We start from the raw sequence: 19924 nt of genomic DNA on the forward strand, positions 1-19924 counted from the left end.
TATTTCGCTAGCTTATTGTAGTATGTAGCTTATTTTATAATAAAATGGACTTCTGAAATTCAAAAATCTATTCTATTTTACCATTCATTTAGCCAAAGATAAAATGACTTCACTTTAATTTTTAAAAATAAAATTTTAGGATATGTTTGGAATTAAGATGTTCTCAATATATTTTTAGAAAACATCTTTACAATAATATTCTTTCATCACTTCTTTTGGAACCATATTTCCTCCAGTAGCCCAAACAATATGATGTGAATTTACCATCTTTGTTTGCAAATGATGTTTTTGTATATAACGTAGACCCTCAGATTCTCTCAATAATTGTACAGGTCCGAATAAGGCGGCACTCGCTGATGGCTCTATATTGACCTTCTCCTGATCAGCTAAAAAACGCAACAAGGTAAATAATCGTTTGTCTTGTACAGTATAACAACCACTTACATGGTGACCTATAGCTCTACCAACAAAACGAGATATCCTTCCAACCGCAAGGCCATCTGCCTCAGTAACATTATCAATACCAAAGTCTTGAACTGAAACTTGATCTTGTAGTCCAGTTAATTGCCCTAATAAGAAACATGGTGAATGAGTAGGTTCTACGAAAAAACAATGTACATGTTCACCAAACTCTGCTTTCAGGCCAAAAGTGATTCCTCCTGGACCGCCACCAACACCACATGGTAAATACACAAATAATGGATGATTTTCGTCAACTATAATCGACTTTTCCTCTAATTGTTTTTTTAATCGAGAAGCGGCAACAGCATACCCTAAAAATAAGTCAATTGAATTTTCATCATCAATGAAATGACAATTAGAATTTTGTAAGGCCTGCTTTCTTCCTTCTTCAACAGCTATACTATAATCAGATGCATATTCAATGACATCTACACCTTTTCCTCTTAGTAAATCTTTCTTCCATTGTTTCGCGTCTGCAGACATATGAACCGTAACATGAAAGCCTAATTTTGCACTTATTATACCTATACTTAAGCCTAAATTACCTGTAGAGCCAACCGCAATCGAATATTGAGAAAAGAATGCTTTACACTCATTTAGATTCAAAACACTATAATCATCACCATCTTTAAGTAGTCCATATTGCAAAGCTAGTTTTTCTGCATGTTTTAAGACCTCGTATATACCGCCTCGTGCTTTGATGGAACCTGATATAGGTAAACTATTGTCACACTTCAATAAGAGCTTTCCATCTATTGTAGTATTATAAGATTTCTCTAATTGCCTTTGCATGTTAGGTATTGGAATAAGTTGCGATTCAATTAGTCCATTTTGCTCAGCTGTTTCAGGAAAAGCCTTGGCTATGTATGGAGCAAATCTTATCAATCGCTCAGCTGCATCATTAATTGCCTCAAAATGCAATAGCTCTTCCTGTTTCATGCCATAGTCTACATTTCTCCAAAATACTTCTTTTGTAGCTATAATGTCTTCTAGCAATGGTTTTTCTGAAATCCATTGTGCAATACTTTTTCCAACAATTATGTTCTCTTTCACTAGGTGTCTCCTTTCATCAACGTGCTGAATAATGCCATACCCCATCTTTCTTTTCTTTATTGACTTTATTCAATAACTCTAAGTAGTCTATATGACCAATGATTTCTGACATTACTAAACTAAATTCAGTACGATATTTTCCTTTATAAAACGCTTGAGCAATTTGACTAGCTGTTGGTAGACCTTCTTTGATTAAGTTCAATATTTTATTTGATTTTTGATGGATTCGATCTATTCGGTGTTTAATTAATTCTTGAGGATTGTTGATTTCTTCACCATGTCCGGAATAAACTGTCTTAATATCAAAATCCAGACATTTTTGGAGGGATTTCAAATATGCTTTCAGAGTTAGCATTCTATTTCCTATGCGATCTGGTTCAACGATTGCATTGCTGGAGATATGACCAACGAGATGATCTCCTCCAAAAAGGATTTTACTTTGTGGGTGTAGTAAAACTACATGATCTGGTGAGTGACCAGGTGTTTCAATTACTTGTAGTCCAGAAATAATATCTCCTTCTGCAATTGGAATGATATCTCCTTGGAGCACATGATTTTCTTTCTCATTCTTAACTTTTCTCAATTTTTCAATATATTGGATGCCTGATTCACCACAACCCATTTCACGATATAGCTGATCAAAGAATTCAATTCTTAATGAGAAGTAATCACGATCACGTTTTAAGCGAATAATCGATTCTTCATGCGCATAAATCGGCAAGTCTTTGACAGCAGTGATACGGTTTACTAAACCAACATGATCTTCATGATTGTGTGTTAGTATGATTCGGGTCAAATCGCGAATGTTAAATCCATTTTTAGTTAATGTGTTGTTGAAATATTCCCAGCATTCATCTGTATTTATGCCGGCATCAATTAGTGTTAAATCATTTTGATCTTCTATCAAATAAAAATTAAAACTTTTTAATGAGTACTTAGTTGGCACAATAATTGGATGAATAACTACATCTTCTCTTAAATGAATCATTTACACTCACGTCCTTTATTAATATATTTTCATTATACAATTAAATATATCATTAATTTCATAATAATACGGCAATAAACAAGCTGTTAATATTAAAAAATGTGTAACGTTGTTTAAGAACTCTGCCCAAAATGCGCTCTTTACACCTAAAAAAACGCTTGGAGATATCCAAGCGTTTTTTATTTACAATTGACAATCTATGTTAAATTGTTTTTAATTTAATGTTCGCTCTATAAATTAAGATCAGTGATGTCTAGAGCTTTAATTATTTTTCTTCTTTAGCATCGTTAGCTTCTTTATCTTCTTTATCTTCTTTATCTTCTTTAACTTCTTTTTCTTCTTTAGCTTCTTTGTCTAAAGTATTCTCAATATCATATTTCTTCTTTTTCTCTTCTAACCATGTTGGAAATTCAGTATTTAACTTTTCATCAAACAATGCTTTTTCTACTTTTTCCTCATGATCTTCGTATACAGCTTCTTTTGCTGCTTTTTTGTCAGTAACTTTAATGATGTGGTAACCAAAATCTGTTTTTACAGGTTCACTAATTTCGCCTACTTTTGTAGCAAAAGCAACTTTATCGAATTCTGGTACCATTTCACCTCTTCCGAAGTATCCTAGTTCTCCACCTTTTTCGGCATTACTTGTATCAGTTGAATATTCCTTAGCTAATTTTGCAAAATCCTCACCATCATCTAATTTTTTCTGCACTTCTTTCGCTTTCGCTTCGTCTTCTACAAGAATATGACTTGCTTCTACCTGTTCTTTTTGAGCAAAAGATTCTTTATTTTGATTAAAGAATTCTTTCTTTTCGTCTTCAGTGATTTTAATAGATGGTTTTAATAATTTTTCTATTTTCAAGAAGTTTTCAATGTCTTGTTTAAAGTAGTCTATAGAGATACCACTTTGTTCAAGTGCTGCGTTAAAAGCATCTTTTCCACCGTACATTTCAATAAATGAATTAAGCTCTTTATCGATTTCTTTTTCAGATACTGTGATACCTTCTTTTTCAGCTTCTTTCTCAATTATTTTATTGTTAATTAATGTATCAACAACAACTTCTCCACCTTGTTTTACAAGAATATCGTAAACTTCGTCTTTTTTAATTGGATCACCATTTACACTCGCAACTACATCTTTCTTTGAAAATGCTAATCCACCAACTACAGCTAGTACTACTACAAATATCGCTCCAATAGTCAGCCATAGTTTTTTATTTTTCATCTTCTCTTTCATTCGTTTCCCCCCACAAATCGTTCCTTAATTAAGGTATGAGCTTATATTAACGTGAAATTATTAACAAACTGTTACCAAATGTTAAAAAAACTACGTATTTGCTATATATTTTTCTTAAACTACAAAAAAACAGTGAAATCTTTTACAATTTCACTGTTTAACCGGAAAATAGATCGTAAATTTCGTACCCTGACCTTTATTACTACTTACTTCTATTCTTCCTTCATGCATATTGACTAATTGCTGTACAATTGACAATCCTAATCCAAATTCGCCGTATGGATTAGTTGTTCGAGATATATCAGCTTTGTAAAAGCGACGCCATATATTTTTAATCTGAACTGGATCCATGCCGATTCCAGTATCCTCTATTTCAATAATGATTTCATCTTGTTCTGATTTCCCTCGCAACCATATCGTTCCATTTTCGGTGAATTGAATACTGTTTTTCGTAATATTAATAATGATTTGCGTTAAGCGATCATAATCGGCATAAACATACAAATCTTCCTTGACATCGACGATAATCTTATTATTTTTATCCTCAGCAAGAAGATCTAATTGGTCTTTTATAATATCGAGTACTTCAAATAATTGAATGTCTTCCTTAAATAGTTTCACTTGATTTGATCGGATTTTTTCATAATCCAAGTTTTCATTGACAAGACGTATTAATCGTTTTGTTTCTTTACTTACTAGGTTGATTCCTTTCTCTTTCTCCACTTCTGGAATCATATCGTTTCTTATACCTTCGATAACTCCACTAATTGTCGTTAATGGTGTTCTTAACTCATGAGATACATCTGCTATAAACTGTCGGCGCCGATTCTCTAGTGATTCTATTTCATCGTTTGAATCGTTTAACTTTTGCACCATATTATTAAAATCCTCTGCTAATTCTCCAATTTCATCAAATTTAGATGAAGGAAGCTGTACGGAGTAATCCCCAGCCGAGACTAATGAAGTCGCTTCTTGAATTCGCTTAATACGATTAACATGAAATTTTGATAAAATCCAACTCAACAATACTGACACAACTAGAGCAATTAATACAGTGTAAAACAAATATCTATTAATTTCAGAAATCATTTCTCTTGATCCACTAATCGGCGAGGTTAATAGTATGCCGCCAATAAAGTTATCATTTTGAAAATACGGTAGCAGGACAAACGTAACACCTTGATTAAAACGTTTGTATTCTTGATTTTTTATATAAATCTCACCGTTTTTAATCTTATTCCACTCATAATCATTTAATGTAATTAGCCCACCTTGAGGGTAAATAATTTCCCGACTTTCATCAAAGATATGATATTGGATTTGTCTTCCTTCTAATACATTACTATAATTTTTTAATACATAAGTTCCGTCACTATATGAGCGACTAACATCATTTAAAATATTTTCTCCGTATGAAATCAATTCTTCTGTTTTATTTTTGTACACTATATTTTCCATATATTGACCAAACATTAAGCTTAATACTGCGAAAGCTACCACAATAATGCTGATATGGCTAATTAATTGTTGGTAAATATATCTAATTTTCATTAGACTCCACCAGTGTTTCATCGAACTTATATCCTACGCCCCAAACGGTATGGAAGAACGGTTGATTACTGGTTCCAATTTTATTTCTTAATCTTTTAATATGCACGTCAACTGTACGTTCATCACCGTAGAATTGATAACTCCAAACTCTTTCTAATAGCTGCTCTCTCGAAAAAACTTGTTTTGGATGTTGTACAAAAAAATAAAGCAAATCAAATTCTTTAGGTGTTAAGTTCCTAATAGGTTCACCATTGATTACAACTTCTCTAGTATTTTTATTAACTTTAAAGAAATCAGTTTTAATGACACCTTTTTCAACCGTTTCTTTCGTTGCTATTGATTGATAGCGACGAGTGACTGCTTTAATTCTAGCCATTAACGCAAGTGGACTAAAGGGTTTTGTCACATAATCGTCTGCTCCCATTTCTAGCCCTAGTACTTGGTCTGATTCACTGTCTTTTGCTGTTAACATAATAATAGGAACTGTGCTCTTCTCTTCTCTTATTTTCCGGCAAATAGATACACCATCCATATCAGGCAGCATCCAATCTATGATTAAAGCATCCCAATTACCTTCTTGATATTTCTTATAGCCTTCCATCCCATTTGCTTCAAAGACACCCTCTATTCCTTCTTTCGCAAAAAACATTTCAAGCATGGAAGAGACGCTTTCATTATCTTCTATCACTAAAATTTTCATCGTTACCGCTCTCCTATTCAAAAGAAGTATTCTGTTAAAATGATATGTAACAATAATTCATTATAACATTTCAGCATCTACTTCTACATCTCTTAAAACGATACTAGATTCTTATTTATTGCAAAAAGAGGCTGAGGAAAAACAATTCTTTCTCTCAACCTCTTGCTATTCATTTGTTTATCCCGTTCTAACTGGCGCTAAGACTCCCACTTCAAAACGAAAGTAAAAGCGAAGTCGTTTAAGTGGGAGATTAAGCGCCCGTAGGAACCCGATTGGTTCAACTAATAATCGGTGGGGGATGGACGAACACCCCCACCGAATAAAGTTTCACTTTATTCCGAACGATCAAAGTAGGCATCCATAACTTTTCTACCAATGCTTTTATTTATCGCGCTACCATCATCATTAACTGTCGGTACTACAACTGAAATGGCAATTTCAGGTGATTCATAAGGTGCATAACCGACTAGTGTTAAATTGTAATCATAGCCACCTTTACCATCGGATACTTGTGCTGTTCCCGTTTTTCCAGCAGGTGCATAATCAGCATTTTTGAAATGGCTAGTTGCCGTTCCTTGATTTCCATTCATAACTTGACGAAAGCCTTGTTGCACTTGGTCGATTTCATTCTGATTCATATCAACTTTGTTTAATGGTTTTGGCTTAAATGTTTCAAGTATTTCACTATCTTCAAAGGTTGTTGCATTTGGTTTACGAACTTCTTTAAGAAAATGTGGTTGCAATCGCAGACCATCATTTGCAATGGTTGACACATATTGAGCTAATTGCAAAGGAGTATACGTATCAAATTGGCCAATGGCAAGGTCCATTAAGTTACCTAGCTTTTGAACTCCACCATTATAACCCGTTGCCTCTTGTGGTAAATCAATACCAGTTTCAACTCCTAATCCAAATTGGGCAAAATATTTTCGCATTGTTGCGTAAGCTAGTTCAGGATCATTAAAACCAGTTCTTGTTGAGTAGTCATAGTCCCCAATTGCCATTGCAATGTGAAACATATAGACATTTGAAGATCGTTCTAGAGCTTCTAGGTCATCAACAATCCCCATATTTGTATATGACTTCTTAGTTGGAGTACCTTTCAATTTAATAGGTGCATCCAAAAATGTTGAACCTGGTTTGATTACACCTGTTTCATAACCAGTTAAGACAGTCGCTCCTTTAACTGCTGAACCCATTGCGTATGCATTATAAATAGCACCATATGTTTCATCTTCAATGGAAACACCATCACGCTTCTTACCAGCCATTGATAAAATGTCTCCTGTTGTAGGGTCCATCATAACTACATATGCTCCATCAGCACTTGGATCTTTCTTTAATTCATCTTCAATAATTTTCTCTACTTTTTGCTGTAAATCCATATCAATAGTTAAAACTACATTTTTACCTGGTTCACCGGGTTTTACGCTATCTTGATTAGAGTAGTTTCCTTGTCGATCCATCTCATAGACATGCTCTTCCTTCTGACCACGAAGTAGTTCTTCATATTGAAGTTCAAGAAAACTTTTTCCTACAGTATCATCTAAATCATAGCCAGCTGCACTATATAATTCTGAACTTTCTGCTGGGATTTGAGAGACGTTTCCAAATATTTGTTTGAATGTGTCTCCATATGGATACTTTCTTTTTGAATCTAACTTTACTTCTATTCCCGGTAAACTACCGAGATTTTCATTTACTTTCGCTACCTCTTCAGTCGTTAATCCTTCCTTAATGCGACTAGCTGATGCAACATCTTGACTCATTTTGCTTTTTATCGTATATACTTGCATCTCCTGGTCAGTGATTGAATTCAGCTCATCGTCAGTAATTCGCTCTAACAATAATTGATATTCTTCATCATCATCCAATGTCTCACGTTCTGATTTTGAAACTTTTGCTTTAGCTTCTTCTTCATGTATTTGAATCCAATAATCCTTCTTATCTCTCTCTGTTACTTTTGAAGTATCAATTGTAATCATTTCAGCTAGTTTTTCCGCTGTTTGAAGAAGAGTGGTATCCGAATCATCCTCTGGTTTTGCATAAGTCAGCGTATAAACGGGTTCATTCTCAACTAAAACCCGCCCCTCACGATCATACATTTTGCCGCGAGGAGCATTCCATTTATACGTTGTAGTTGTAGTTGCTTTCGTTTCATTACTATATTCTTCACCATGGACAATTTGCACATAACCAAGACGTAGAATTAAACTAACAAACAAGAGAAACGTAATGAAAAATAGGATATTCAATCGAATCTTCAAAGTGGACTGGTGTTTATCTTTCTTCTTCATATTTGGATCAGCTTGTTGGTCCTGTGTTGCTAGTTAATGTAACTTGCACCGTTTTTGGACTTCCTTGACGATATAATTTCAATGTTGCTTTGTCGCCCACTTCTAAATTTGAATATAAATATTTTCTAAATTCAGTAGCGCTTTTTACTTCTTGACCATTAATTGATACAATTACGTCCTGAACTTGTAAACCTGCTTTTCCAGCATCAGAATTTGGATCCACACTTGTTACCATTACTCCTCCGTCAACATTTTCAGGAAGGTTTTGTAAGTAGTAACTTGGGATTTCATCTAAACTTGCTAATCCAATTCCTACATACGCTCTCTCAACTTTACCTTTCTCAATAATCTCATTAATGATTGGGATAACTTCATTACTTGGAATCGCAAATCCAAGACCTTCAACACCGTTTTGGGAAATCTTCAAACTATTAATACCGATTATTTGACCTGCTGAATTCAGAAGAGCTCCTCCACTATTACCAGCGTTTATCGCAGCATCTGTTTGTATTACATTCATTTCCCATTCACCAGCTGAAGTAGACACTGGAACAGTACGATCTAATGCACTAATAATTCCTTGTGTAACCGATCTAGAGAAGTCAAGTCCTAATGGATTTCCAATTGCTGCAACTTGTTCGCCAACACGTAATGCAGATGAATCACCAAAGTCTAATGTTGTTGTAGCATATTTAGCATCAATCGTTAATACAGCTAAATCGCTCAATGCATCTTTACCAATTAATTGTGCTTTTGTTCTTTCACCACTAGCAAGTGAAATTTCGATTTCCTCTGCATCTTCAATAACATGGTTGTTCGTTACAATGTATGCATACTTATCATCCTTCTTAAAGATGACACCTGAACCAGATCCTGCCTCAATACCTTCACCAGGGTTCCCTTGTTGCCCCTCTAGCCCTTCTTGTGGTAAGAAGAAATTGCTTGGTTGACTTTGTTGAATATTTACTACTCCAACAATGGCTGGTAATGCTTTCTCTACCATATCAGCAAGGCTAGAATTAGACGCTGCTGTTGGTTGAGCTTTAACTGGCCCTTTTTCTGTCGCACTGCTGCTTGACTGTTCAGTTGGATTATTCGGTTGATTAATCCACTCAGGATAATCTGTAAATGGTAAGATAGATAATGTCAATACTGATCCTATAACACCCGCACTGATTGTCTTCATCCAACTCTTTGATTTACCTATTTTTGGCTTACGCTGCTTAAGTGTTGAAGTAGAATCTTGTTTCATTTCTTCTGTCATTACATTTTTTTCAGTATCATTATTCATTTCTTCAATAGAAGAAGTCTCCTGATCTGTTTCATTTTCATTTATGTTGTTATCCTTGTTAAATTCTTGATTAGAATCTTCATTATACAAATCTTTCATCCCTAGTTCCTCCTATGTATGTAATTCATTTGAATCACTAACTTTTTCTTACTAACATCATAATCCTAAGATGTGAATAAATTATTAACAAACTTTTAATAGAGTGAAAAAAATTATGTAAAAAATCGAAAATATCCTAATGAATTGTTTCAAGTTATAATTGTTGACACATACATACGTATCTATTAAAATAAGTCCGTCTACAGATTTATCTAGACCAGTCGTTATATTTTGATTCGAGGAGAGAATGCGAATGAGTAACAAAAGTGACTCTCGTGAAAATATACTTGAAGCAGCAACTCGTCTTTTTAACTTACAAGGCTACCATGCTACAGGCTTAAATCAAATTCTAAAGGAAAGCGGTGCCCCAAAAGGTTCCTTATATTATCATTTTCCAAATGGTAAAGAGCAGCTTGCTATTGAAGCTGTGACTGCGATGAGCAATAGTATTCAAACGGATACGAAAAAGAAACTCGCATTGTTTTCTGACCCTGTGGAAGCTTTACAGTATTTAATCAAGGAAATTGCCAAGCATTTCGATTGTATCGATGAGTTACAAGGTGTTCCAATGGGCTTACTTGCTGCAGAAACATCTTTAAAAAGTGAACCTTTAAGGAGAGCCTGTCAAGCAGCATTTGAAGGATTAGAAGCCATTTATACCAAAAAATTAGTCGAAAATGGTTTTAATCAAGAGCAAGCAAAGAGTTTAAGTATTGTTATATCTTCTATGATTGAAGGATGTATAACCCGTTCACTTACCAATAAGAATGGACAACCTCTTCTTCATTTAGCTGAAAGTATTCCTTTATTATTGAAAAGATAGCTTAGCTATTTCTTTTCATCCACCTAAATTATATAGACTGGTCTAATTAATATTACAAGATGAGAGGAGAAATTTTTTGAGCACAAACAGTCATGCTACTAGCCTAGCAAATAAACAAATAAAAACAGGCCCCATCATGATTGCATTAATGATGAGTGGATTTATCGGTCTATTTAGTGAAACAGCACTAAATATGGCCTTTACTAATATAATGACAGAATTTCAAATTAAACCTTCTGCCGTACAATGGTTAACTACAGGTTATCTACTAGTACTCGGAATTTTAGTGCCTGTATCTGCCCTACTTATTCAATGGTTCACCACAAGACAATTATTTATAGCTTCCCTTGTTTTCTCCATTCTTGGGACAGTGGTGGCTGCTTTTTCTTTCAGCTTTGAATTATTGCTAATGGCTCGCGTCATCCAAGCAATTGGAACGGGACTTTTATTACCATTAATGACAAATGTTATTTTAGTTATTTTCCCTCCACATAAACGTGGTGCAGCAATGGGAACAATGGGCCTTGTAATTATGTTTGCTCCAGCACTTGGACCAACTATTTCCGGATTAATCGTAGATAGCTTAGGCTGGCAATGGATATTCTGGATTTGTCTACCACTACTTATTTTTGCTTTAGGATTTGGAATCATTTATATGCAAAATGTTTCTACAATTACGAAACCGAAAATCGATATCCTGTCGATTTTCCTGTCAACGATTGGTTTTGGCGGAATTGTATTAGGCTTTAGTTCCGCTGGTGAAGCAGCTAGCGGTTGGACACATCCTAACGTAATAATTGCTATAACTGTTGGTGTTATTGGTCTAATTCTATTCTCATTACGCCAAATGAAAATGGATCAACCAATGATTAACTTACGAGTTTTCAAATATCCACTATTCTCGCTTGCAGTTGTTATGGTATTTGTCACAATGATGATTATACTAGCTTCGGCAATACTTCTACCAATGTACTTGAAAGGTGGATTGGCACTTACTGCCTTAGCAGCTGGACTTGTCTTATTACCAGGTGGTGTAGTGAACGGTCTAATGTCTCCGATTTGTGGGAAATTATTTGATAAGTATGGGCCAAAATGGCTCGTTATTCCAGGATTTTTATTAACGACGATTATGACATTCTTTTTATCTAGAATCACTACAGCTACGGAAGCAATCTTAATAGTTGTTCTACACTGTTTATTATTTATCGGTATTGCATTTATCATGATGCCAGCTCAGACAAATGGTTTGAACGAATTACCGAGGAAATATTATCCAGATGGTTCTGCTGTTATGAATACTCTAAGCCAAATTGCTGGTGCAATTGGCACAGCAATCGCAATTAGTATCATGTCATCTGGACAGCAAAACTATTTAGCAGAAACAACCGAACCTACAAATCCTACCCTGGTAGCGGAATCGCTTGTAGCTGGAATACAAAATGCATTCTTATTTGCATTTGTTGCATCAGTCATTGGTTTAGTTATTGCCTTCTTTACGAAAAGAGCGGATGTTGACTAAATAAACAAAGCCTGTAGACTTCTCTGTTTTAGAGAACAGTCTACAGGCTTTACTTTTTTTTCATAAATTACTTATTAGATACTATTTCATTATAAAAAACAGCCTTGATATCCCGACTCCGATACTACCGATTATTAAGAATAGAATGGCTCGAATGGTCATACTTACCGTTTGTAAATCAACAAAGAATAACTTACCTACCGTTATAAATAGAACAACCAAACCAATATAAATGATTTCGTTTCTCGCAAAAATAGTACGAACTTTTAGAGTGCGTCCGTATCCGATCGCAAATGATGCATAGACCATCCAAATGATTGAAACAATTACTTGATTAACATCTACATCATTAGTGATCGCATAACCTACTTTTGTTAATGTTATGAAGGCAATCATCATAATCACATATACAAATATTTGATACCTAATTTTCGATTTCTCTAATACTCTTTTTCCTAGTTTGTAAAAAATCAACAGTAAAGTAGCATTGAGAATCACATGTGCAAATAATATGGTCGATACTAGATTTGTGATTGGCATTTCAATTGTTGGTATTGCACCAAGTATATATAGAACACTACCGATTACAACCTTATATTTATTTTGCAAAATGTAACCAATATACATGGCAATGAACCCTTGCACTAAGAATAAAAGTATCTGATTATGCCCTTGGAATTCATATGAAATCACACTTGCTATAGAGAGCATGGCTAAAGCAAAGGCAACATTTGATACAAGCATTTTTCTATCCTTCTTCAAAGTTAAAACCATCATAATTAAAAAAGCTATACTAGCTACTATGAGAGTTATTGTAACATTTTGATTCAAGCCTCGAAGCAATAAGATAAGAAATACACCATTAAATGCAAAAATCCCAAGCCTCTGTTTAATAATAAAAGTATCTGCTTTATAAAAATGCAAATATAAACCCACTTGCCAAATCGAATATACTACACTTAATTCCATATTTAGTGAGCCAAACGGTGAAAAAATAGCAAAAAAAGCTAAAACAATTTGCGCTATGGAAAATGAAGTTACGTATAAAATTTTGTACAATCTCTTCCTAGCATAAAACAGTAATAAAAGTGTTAATAGCATTTCAAAACTTAAAAACACATAGCTATTCGGCTCACTACTATTAATCAAAAACGGAACGAAAAATGCTGCAACTGAGACAAATATAGCTAAATACTCTGATTTATGACGATGTGAAATGTAAATCCCACTTATGATCCAAATAATGTTTAAAATAAATGCTAACGTTGATGGTAAATAGCCGTATAAATAATGAGCTGCAAATGTTGTAATCACAATAGCTCCTACACTACCACCTAATAACACTAAACCTAATCTTTGACGATTTGCTTTAATTTGTCTTTCTCCTACAAAGAACAAGATTACAGTCAATATCAGTCCAAAGGCAATACGCATCGGAGGTTGTAATAAACCGTTGTCTATACCGGCTTTAAATAGCCATACAACTCCAAGCATCATGATACCGACAAAGATTCTTGGTAACCAAGTTTGACAAAATTGTAATATATCAAACGCTTTTTCCTCTTTCTTCTTACTTTGTACCACTTTCGCCATTTGTTTACTTTCAAATGAAGTTTGTTGAGACGCTGTTTCTTCCAAATGAATCGGTTTGGTGATTACTGCTTGTTGTAACGATTTCTTTTCTTCAACTACAATTTGAGTCTTTTGTGTTTTCAATTGCGCTAGAACATCATTTAATGTTTCGATTGTCTGTTCTATATTATAAATTTTCCTTTCAAGCTCATCGTTTTTCAAACGTTCTCAGCTCCTTTTTGAACCTTTTTCAAGATTGAGAATTCTAAAAATAATCACACTCTCAATAATAACGAATTAGCTGCCTGATTTGTTGCAATATTTTTTAAAAAAACAACAAAATCCTGCTCAAACAATGAATTCGCGTCTAATCCATTGTTTAAGCAGGATTGCTTTAACTTGTATGATTTTGTTGTTGTGGAGTACTTTTATTACTACTACTCCATTTAAACACCTTATCAAACATGAGATAAATTCGTTTCGATTCCTTTGTTAATAAAGGTCCTAGAATAGCCAGTATTAGTACATAAAGAGCTGCAAACGGCTTTATTATACTCATTAAACTACCAGCGATCGCCAAATTCGCCAAAATGATCGAAAATTCTCCTCTCGAAACGATGGTTAATCCAATATTAGAAGATGCTTTATGAGACAGTCCCGCTCTTCTTCCCGCAATTAAGCCAGCAATAAAGTTACCAATAATAGTTATTATGACGGCACCTATTGTTAGCCATACAGCTTCTCCAAGTGTGAAAGGATCAATACTTAGTCCAAAGCTAAAGAAGAAAATAGCTCCGAAGAAATCTCTGAATGGAACAACTAATTTTTCTATTCGATCACTTTGATCTGTCTCAGAAAAAACAAGACCTAATAATAAAGCACCAATAGCCTCAGCTACATGAATAGTTTCCGATATTCCTGAAATAAAGAATAGAGCTGCAAAGATTACAATGATGAAAATCTCATTAGACGTTATATTTAACAGCTTATTTAATAGAGGTGTTGCTTTTCTAGCAATTACGAAGAATAACAAAATGTAGCCTAGTGAAATACCAATGGACGTTAAAGTACCCATTAGTGATGTAGAATTGCCTAGAACAAGACCTGAAACAATTGAGAGATAAACAGCTAAGATGATATCTTCAAACATGATAATTCCTAGTATTAACTCTGTTTCTTTGTTACCTGTTCTCTTTAAATCCACCAATACTTTCGCTACAATTGCACTTGAAGAGAAAGTGATAATTCCGGCGATGATTAATATTTCTAATAGAGGGAAGCCGAAAAACCACCCGTAAAACAATCCTAAACTAAAATTTATGGCTATATAAATGGTTCCACCTATAACGATGTCTTTACCCGATTTAACTAGTTTCTTCACTGAAAATTCTAAGCCAAGATAGAAAAGTAAGAATAACACACCTACTCTTCCAAGAAATTCAATAATTTCATAACTTTCAATAAAGCGCAAATCAATGACACCTAATTGAGGAGCATGAGGTCCTACAAGCATCCCCATAACAATAAGAAATGGGATAATTGAAAATTTAAGCTTACCTGCTATAATAGCAGCAATTGCAATCAAAATTAAAGCAGTGCCAATTTCTAGAACTAAATCATTCACCATCATGAATCACCCTTTCTTCTTAGTAATTCATTAATGAATTTCTTCACTTCTTGTCGTTCACCTGAAATGACCAAAGTATCTCCTACTTCAATAACAGAATCTGATCCTGGCGTAATTAACTTCTTCATATTGCTTTTCAGAACAGCAATAATTGTTACATTGTAAGAATTACGGATGCTTAGATCACCGATCGTTTTTTGAACAACTGGTGCACCCTGCTCCACTTTATACCATTCAATCATTAGCCCATCGAATGCCATTTCAATTGTTTCTAACGCTTTAGGTTTATATACCATCCCCCCTAATATAGAAGCAACTTTTCGTGCTTCACTATCGCTTAATGTAACACTAGATACGCTCTCTTCATGGTCTGAGTCAAAGTGATACAACTCACGCCTACCATCATCATGAATGATAATCGCTAGTTTTTCATTTTCTTTCGTTATCGCCTCAAACTTACAACCAATTCCTGGTAATTCACTTTCTCTAATATTCATCATTTCTTCCTCCCTTATCGTTGTATGCAACATGACTTAACGACGTAAGTTCGTTCTGTTTCAACAAGCGCTAATAAGATTCCGATTTAATTAATGAATAATTGATGGAGTTTCTTGCCCAACAATTAAACCTTCACTTTATAAGTTGACGTCAATCTCGGTTTTAATAACTTCTTCTTTTGAAATACCTAGATATTTAAGGGTTTCCGCACGTGTCGAGTGATGAAAATACTTTTGAAGTAATGATATGGCTACTCCCCTCTTATAAGCATGATAACCAAATGTTTTTCTCATCGAATTTGTTCCAATCTTCCCTTGTATACCAACCTCAACTGCAGCATCATGAATAATTCGGTATGCTTGCTGGCGGCTGATTGGTTGCTTTGTTTTAGCCGAAGCAAAAAAATAATCCTCAGAACATAGTTGCTTTTCTTTTACGAAATGACGAATGGCTAGCTTAACCTGTTTATTCAAATATACCTCCTTACAAGGTAGACCTTCTTTTTGTGATATTTCTATGAAATTCTTCAATTCGTTTTGTTCATCTATCACATTTTTCACTTGAAGAGGTAGCATTTCCGTAATCTTTAGACCCGTGTTAATACCAAAAACAAACAATACATAATCTCGTTCCGAATGCTTTTTTAAATACCTTCTAATATTTGAAATATCTTTCATATTTCGTAATGCGTCAACATATTCCATCGGTTTTGCTCCTTATATCATGTTACATAACATTATTATAAACTAATATTATGTAACATGGAAGTATTATATTGAATTTTTCTAGTAAACAACTTGTCATAATTCAATTATTCCCGCCAAGCAAGAGTGAAAATTCAATGTAAAAGACTAAAATAGGATGGATAAAGCAATGATTATTAGCTTTATCCATCCTATTTTGTATTCTGTATTATTTAAAAGTTAGAGCTATCTATTGATTAAGTAACATTACAGAGGGCCTGTAAATCATTCGGAAAGATATGTCTTACGTGTTAATCTTATAAATTCCTCTAAAGGCGGTGTCATCCATTTATCCTTGTGCCATGCGATTTGTGTATAAAGCGGAGATGTGGAGTTCATCCATTTCAATATTTTTATGTTTCCTTCTTTAATGTCTTTTTCCACCACCATTTTAGGTAATAATGCTACACCTAGTCCGGCAATGACACATTGCTTGATTGCTTCTATACTACCAAATTCTATTTTATCTAACGGGAATAGACCCGCTGTTTTGAAGGAATCTTCTAAAGTTGTTCGATATGAACAGCCTGTTTCTGTTAGTAAAAGTGTTTCAGTTTTTAGATCAGCTGATAAAAGCACAGTTTTTGGATGACTTGATGTAGCAACCATTATTAATTCTTCTTTAATTAATTTTTCAATTTTTAAAACCCCTTCAGGCTTACTTTCATCCATAATAAAAGCGATATCTAATAATCCTTCAATTAACTGCGTCCTCACCATATCATCTGAATGAGCAGGTTTGAAAATAAGCTTTACATTCGGGAATTTTGCCTTAAATTCTTTAAGAATTGGTGGTAATCGGTATGTACATTGACTTTCCTGTGCACCGATTACAATAGTACCTGTTGGTTCTTCTTCACCGTTTATAGCCATGATTGCTTCGTCCCTTAGCTTTATCATCTTTTCAGCATAAAGTTTAAATTGATGACCAGCTTCTGTTAATACTATCCTTTTACCAAGACGCTCAAATAATGGCTTTCCAATCTCCTCTTCCAATGCTTTTATTTGGGCAGTCACACTTGATTGAGCAAAGTTTAGTAGCTTTGCAGTTTTAGTAAAGTTCAAATTTTCCGCAGCATTCTTAAATGTAATCAATTGTTTAATTTCCATAATGTTCGCCTCTTTATAATCATTAATTTCGATTGAATCAATCGAAATAATCATCTTTAACGATATCAACTAACATTATAAAATATACATATACTAGAAACAACTATTAAAAAACCTTATTAGAAGGGGGATCATAAAACATGTCATTAGCAGTAATTTACGGCGGAACTCGCCAAGAAAGTAATACAGAACTACTCACAGAATATATTGTCCAAGGAATAACGTCAGAAAAAATTTTTTTAAAGGATTACACTATACATCCAATAATAGATCAGCGTCATTCAGCAAGAGGATTTCAAGACAGAAATGATGACTACAACGCAATTATTGATCGTATACTTCCACATAATATTTTAATATTTTCTACTCCAATTTATTGGTATAGTATGTCAGGAACAATGAAAAACTTTATTGATCGATGGTCGCAGACATTAAGAGACTCAAATTATCCTGATTTTAAGAAGCAAATGGCCGCAAAAAAATCGTTTGTTATTGCAGTTGGAGGAGATGATCCACACATTAAAGGCCTGCCCATGATTCAGCAATTTAAATATATTTTTGATTTTATGGGGATTGAATTTAAAGGATATATTATTGGTGATGGAAATAAACCAGATGATATATTACACGACAAGAATGCGTTTTTCGCTGCTTCTCAACTTCAAAGTAATATTAAAAAGATAATAGGGCTAGTGTAGAAATCCACCGAGGGGGCAACTTTTTCAGAAAGTGTCTCCTTCAGTGGATTTTTGATTTCAAATTTACGTTACTATCCTCCTTTTTTCACTTTCTTTCAAAGAAAAAAAGAACAATCAATCTGTGTAAACAGCAAACAAATGAAACGCTTGTGCTTCATTTATTTTAAATACTAAAAAATTTTAAATCCTCCCCTTGACCTGAAATGGATTTCATCATTTAGAGTAATTTTGAAACTACTACTCAACAAAATGGAAACCGATAATTTCTTATACAAGGAGGAAAATACGATGAAGAGAACACCTGCAATCCAGGCAGATGAAAATGTTATAGCTACTGTTTCGGGATTATTTGAATGCTTTAATGGTGAACAAAATTATTACTTTGGAGATTTGCTGCTTACGAATAAACGGTTATATATATTTGGCAAAGCTTTTCTCGGTTTAAGCAGTGAACAGTCTCTGTGGTTTAATTTAGATAATAATGAAGAAATGAGGAAGATTAAACAAAACACGTTTTTTGTAGGAAATCAGTCTATTAAGGTACAATGGTTAAACAATGGAGATTCCGCTAAATTTGCTGATACTTTTGAAAATCTTAATCTAACGGAAATTGAATTCATTAACCAAAAGTAAAAATTAGGAGCATTTGTATGACGAATATTAGTGATATTGCTAAATTGGCAGGCGTATCGGTCACAACTGTTTCAAGAGTTCTAAACAATCATAAGTATGTCTCAGAGGAAAAAAGAACGACGGTATTAAAAGTAATAAACGAAATGAATTATACTCCCAATAAAAACGCTGTTGATTTAATACGTGGAGAAACAAGAATGCTCGGCGTGATCATACCCTATAACAATAATCCAGCATTCGATCAAATATTAAATGGTGTCCTTAATCAAGCTGTAGAAAAAGATTACTCTGTAACCGTTCTACCATCTAAATATAGTAAAGAAAAAGAAATTGAATACCTATTAAAGCTAAAAAACAAACTACTGGATGGTATTATTATTGCATCAAAAGCAAATGATTGGGAAACAATCATACCGTATACAGCGTTTGGATCGATTGTCTCATGTGAATATACGGCACATCCTGAAATTGGTTGTTCATATATCGATAGGTATTCCTCTTATCTAGATGCCTTTCAACTATTAAAGAACAAAGGGCATTTAGATGTAGCATTTACTACAGCAAGAGAAGAAAGTAAGAGTACCCAACAAATAATTGATGCATACAAAATGGTGTTTGGTAAGCATCCAGATAATTATCATATCTCAAATTGTAACTGTCTTGAGGATGGATATCATGTCGGCAAGACACTATTACAGTTAACCAAAAGACCAACAGCTATTTATGCAAATGGAGACGAAGTCGCAGGCGGTATTTACTTATACGCCAATTCCATACAATTAAAAATCCCCGATGATTTAGCGCTTATTGGTCAAGAAAATCAACCGATTGGTATCGGCTTAGGTATCACCTCTGTTGATCATCAGTTAACAAAAGTCGGTGAAGATGCTTGTAATCTTATTATAAATAAATCCAATCAAAAAGTGAAAGTACCTTATCGTATCCTTGAAAGGAATTCTGTTTGATGCAAACAAGAAAAACCAATAAAGTGAAACTTTAATCGATGGGGGTTTTCGTCCATCCCCC

The 19924-nt window shown here is 34.0% G+C and carries 17 protein-coding genes; 5 read left to right on the plus strand and 12 right to left on the minus strand.

All coding sequences use genetic code 11. The features are described 5' to 3' along the window. Nucleotides 1-174: 174 nt before the first annotated feature. From V7014_RS00045 to V7014_RS00075, 7 genes are all read right to left on the minus strand, one after another. Entirely contained in the window at nt 175-1515 is a 1341-nt protein-coding gene (locus tag V7014_RS00045; RefSeq protein WP_335502495.1) for a D-serine ammonia-lyase, read from the minus strand. Nucleotides 1516-1531: 16 nt separating this feature from the next. Beyond that, nucleotides 1532-2503, minus strand: a complete 972-nt coding sequence (locus tag V7014_RS00050) for an MBL fold metallo-hydrolase (protein WP_335502498.1) — start codon at nt 2501-2503, stop codon at nt 1532-1534. 265 nt (nt 2504-2768) lie between these two features. Beyond that, nucleotides 2769-3737 carry a peptidylprolyl isomerase gene (locus V7014_RS00055; RefSeq protein ID WP_335502500.1) on the minus strand — a complete coding sequence of 323 codons (969 nt, stop codon included), beginning with the start codon at nt 3735-3737 and terminating at the stop codon, nt 2769-2771. A 150-nt stretch (nt 3738-3887) separates the two neighbouring features. Continuing rightward, nucleotides 3888-5288: a sensor histidine kinase gene (locus V7014_RS00060; protein WP_335502502.1), complete on the minus strand. Its 1401-nt coding sequence runs from the start codon at nt 5286-5288 to the stop codon at nt 3888-3890. Next, the gene (locus tag V7014_RS00065; RefSeq protein ID WP_335502507.1) at nt 5278-5988 is read right to left on the minus strand and encodes a response regulator transcription factor; all 711 of its coding nucleotides are present in this window, start codon (nt 5986-5988) and stop codon (nt 5278-5280) included. The genes V7014_RS00060 and V7014_RS00065 overlap by 11 nt, the downstream gene beginning before the upstream one ends. Before the next feature lie 332 nt (nt 5989-6320). Beyond that, nucleotides 6321-8285: a peptidoglycan D,D-transpeptidase FtsI family protein gene (locus V7014_RS00070; protein ID WP_335502510.1), complete on the minus strand. Its 1965-nt coding sequence runs from the start codon at nt 8283-8285 to the stop codon at nt 6321-6323. 7 nt (nt 8286-8292) lie between these two features. Continuing rightward, nucleotides 8293-9675 carry a S1C family serine protease gene (locus V7014_RS00075; RefSeq protein WP_335502513.1) on the minus strand — a complete coding sequence of 461 codons (1383 nt, stop codon included), beginning with the start codon at nt 9673-9675 and terminating at the stop codon, nt 8293-8295. 253 nt (nt 9676-9928) lie between these two features. Here V7014_RS00075 and V7014_RS00080 point away from each other — a divergent pair, with 253 nt between their 5' ends. Then, nucleotides 9929-10498: a TetR/AcrR family transcriptional regulator gene (locus V7014_RS00080; RefSeq protein WP_335502516.1), complete on the plus strand. Its 570-nt coding sequence runs from the start codon at nt 9929-9931 to the stop codon at nt 10496-10498. Nucleotides 10499-10634: 136 nt separating this feature from the next. Continuing rightward, nucleotides 10635-12017, plus strand: a complete 1383-nt coding sequence (locus V7014_RS00085) for a DHA2 family efflux MFS transporter permease subunit (protein ID WP_335502541.1) — start codon at nt 10635-10637, stop codon at nt 12015-12017. Between the two features lie 81 nt (nt 12018-12098). Here the strand turns inward: V7014_RS00085 and V7014_RS00090 are convergent, their stop codons facing one another. The 5 genes from V7014_RS00090 to V7014_RS00110 all read right to left on the minus strand — a co-directional run bounded on the left by V7014_RS00090 (nt 12099) and on the right by V7014_RS00110 (nt 17567). Continuing rightward, nucleotides 12099-13811 (minus strand): DUF2339 domain-containing protein, encoded by a 1713-nt coding sequence (locus tag V7014_RS00090; protein ID WP_335502519.1) that lies wholly within the window; start codon nt 13809-13811, stop codon nt 12099-12101. Between the two features lie 172 nt (nt 13812-13983). Continuing rightward, nucleotides 13984-15213 (minus strand): cation:proton antiporter, encoded by a 1230-nt coding sequence (locus tag V7014_RS00095; RefSeq protein WP_335502543.1) that lies wholly within the window; start codon nt 15211-15213, stop codon nt 13984-13986. A gap of 2 nt (nt 15214-15215) precedes the next feature. Beyond that, a complete protein-coding gene (locus V7014_RS00100) occupies nt 15216-15713 on the minus strand; it encodes a cation:proton antiporter regulatory subunit (RefSeq protein ID WP_335502521.1) in 498 nt (165 codons plus the stop codon). 138 nt (nt 15714-15851) lie between these two features. Beyond that, entirely contained in the window at nt 15852-16418 is a 567-nt protein-coding gene (locus tag V7014_RS00105) for a tyrosine-type recombinase/integrase (RefSeq protein ID WP_335502525.1), read from the minus strand. 264 nt (nt 16419-16682) lie between these two features. Further along, nucleotides 16683-17567, minus strand: coding sequence for a LysR family transcriptional regulator (locus V7014_RS00110; protein WP_335502528.1), 885 nt, complete (start codon nt 17565-17567; stop codon nt 16683-16685). A 140-nt stretch (nt 17568-17707) separates the two neighbouring features. Between V7014_RS00110 and V7014_RS00115 the strand changes: the two genes are divergently transcribed. The 3 genes from V7014_RS00115 (at nt 17708) to V7014_RS00125 (ending at nt 19863) form a co-directional block, all read left to right on the plus strand. Further along, nucleotides 17708-18265 carry a flavodoxin family protein gene (locus V7014_RS00115; protein WP_335502531.1) on the plus strand — a complete coding sequence of 186 codons (558 nt, stop codon included), beginning with the start codon at nt 17708-17710 and terminating at the stop codon, nt 18263-18265. A 288-nt stretch (nt 18266-18553) separates the two neighbouring features. Further along, nucleotides 18554-18898 carry a hypothetical protein gene (locus tag V7014_RS00120; protein WP_335502534.1) on the plus strand — a complete coding sequence of 115 codons (345 nt, stop codon included), beginning with the start codon at nt 18554-18556 and terminating at the stop codon, nt 18896-18898. Nucleotides 18899-18915: 17 nt separating this feature from the next. Next, the gene (locus tag V7014_RS00125) at nt 18916-19863 is read left to right on the plus strand and encodes a LacI family DNA-binding transcriptional regulator (protein ID WP_335502537.1); all 948 of its coding nucleotides are present in this window, start codon (nt 18916-18918) and stop codon (nt 19861-19863) included. The last annotated feature ends 61 nt before the right edge of the window (nt 19864-19924 follow it).

Source organism: Bacillus sp. JJ722, from assembly GCF_036963345.1.
Lineage (GTDB): Bacteria > Bacillota > Bacilli > Bacillales > DSM-1321 > Bacillus_AD.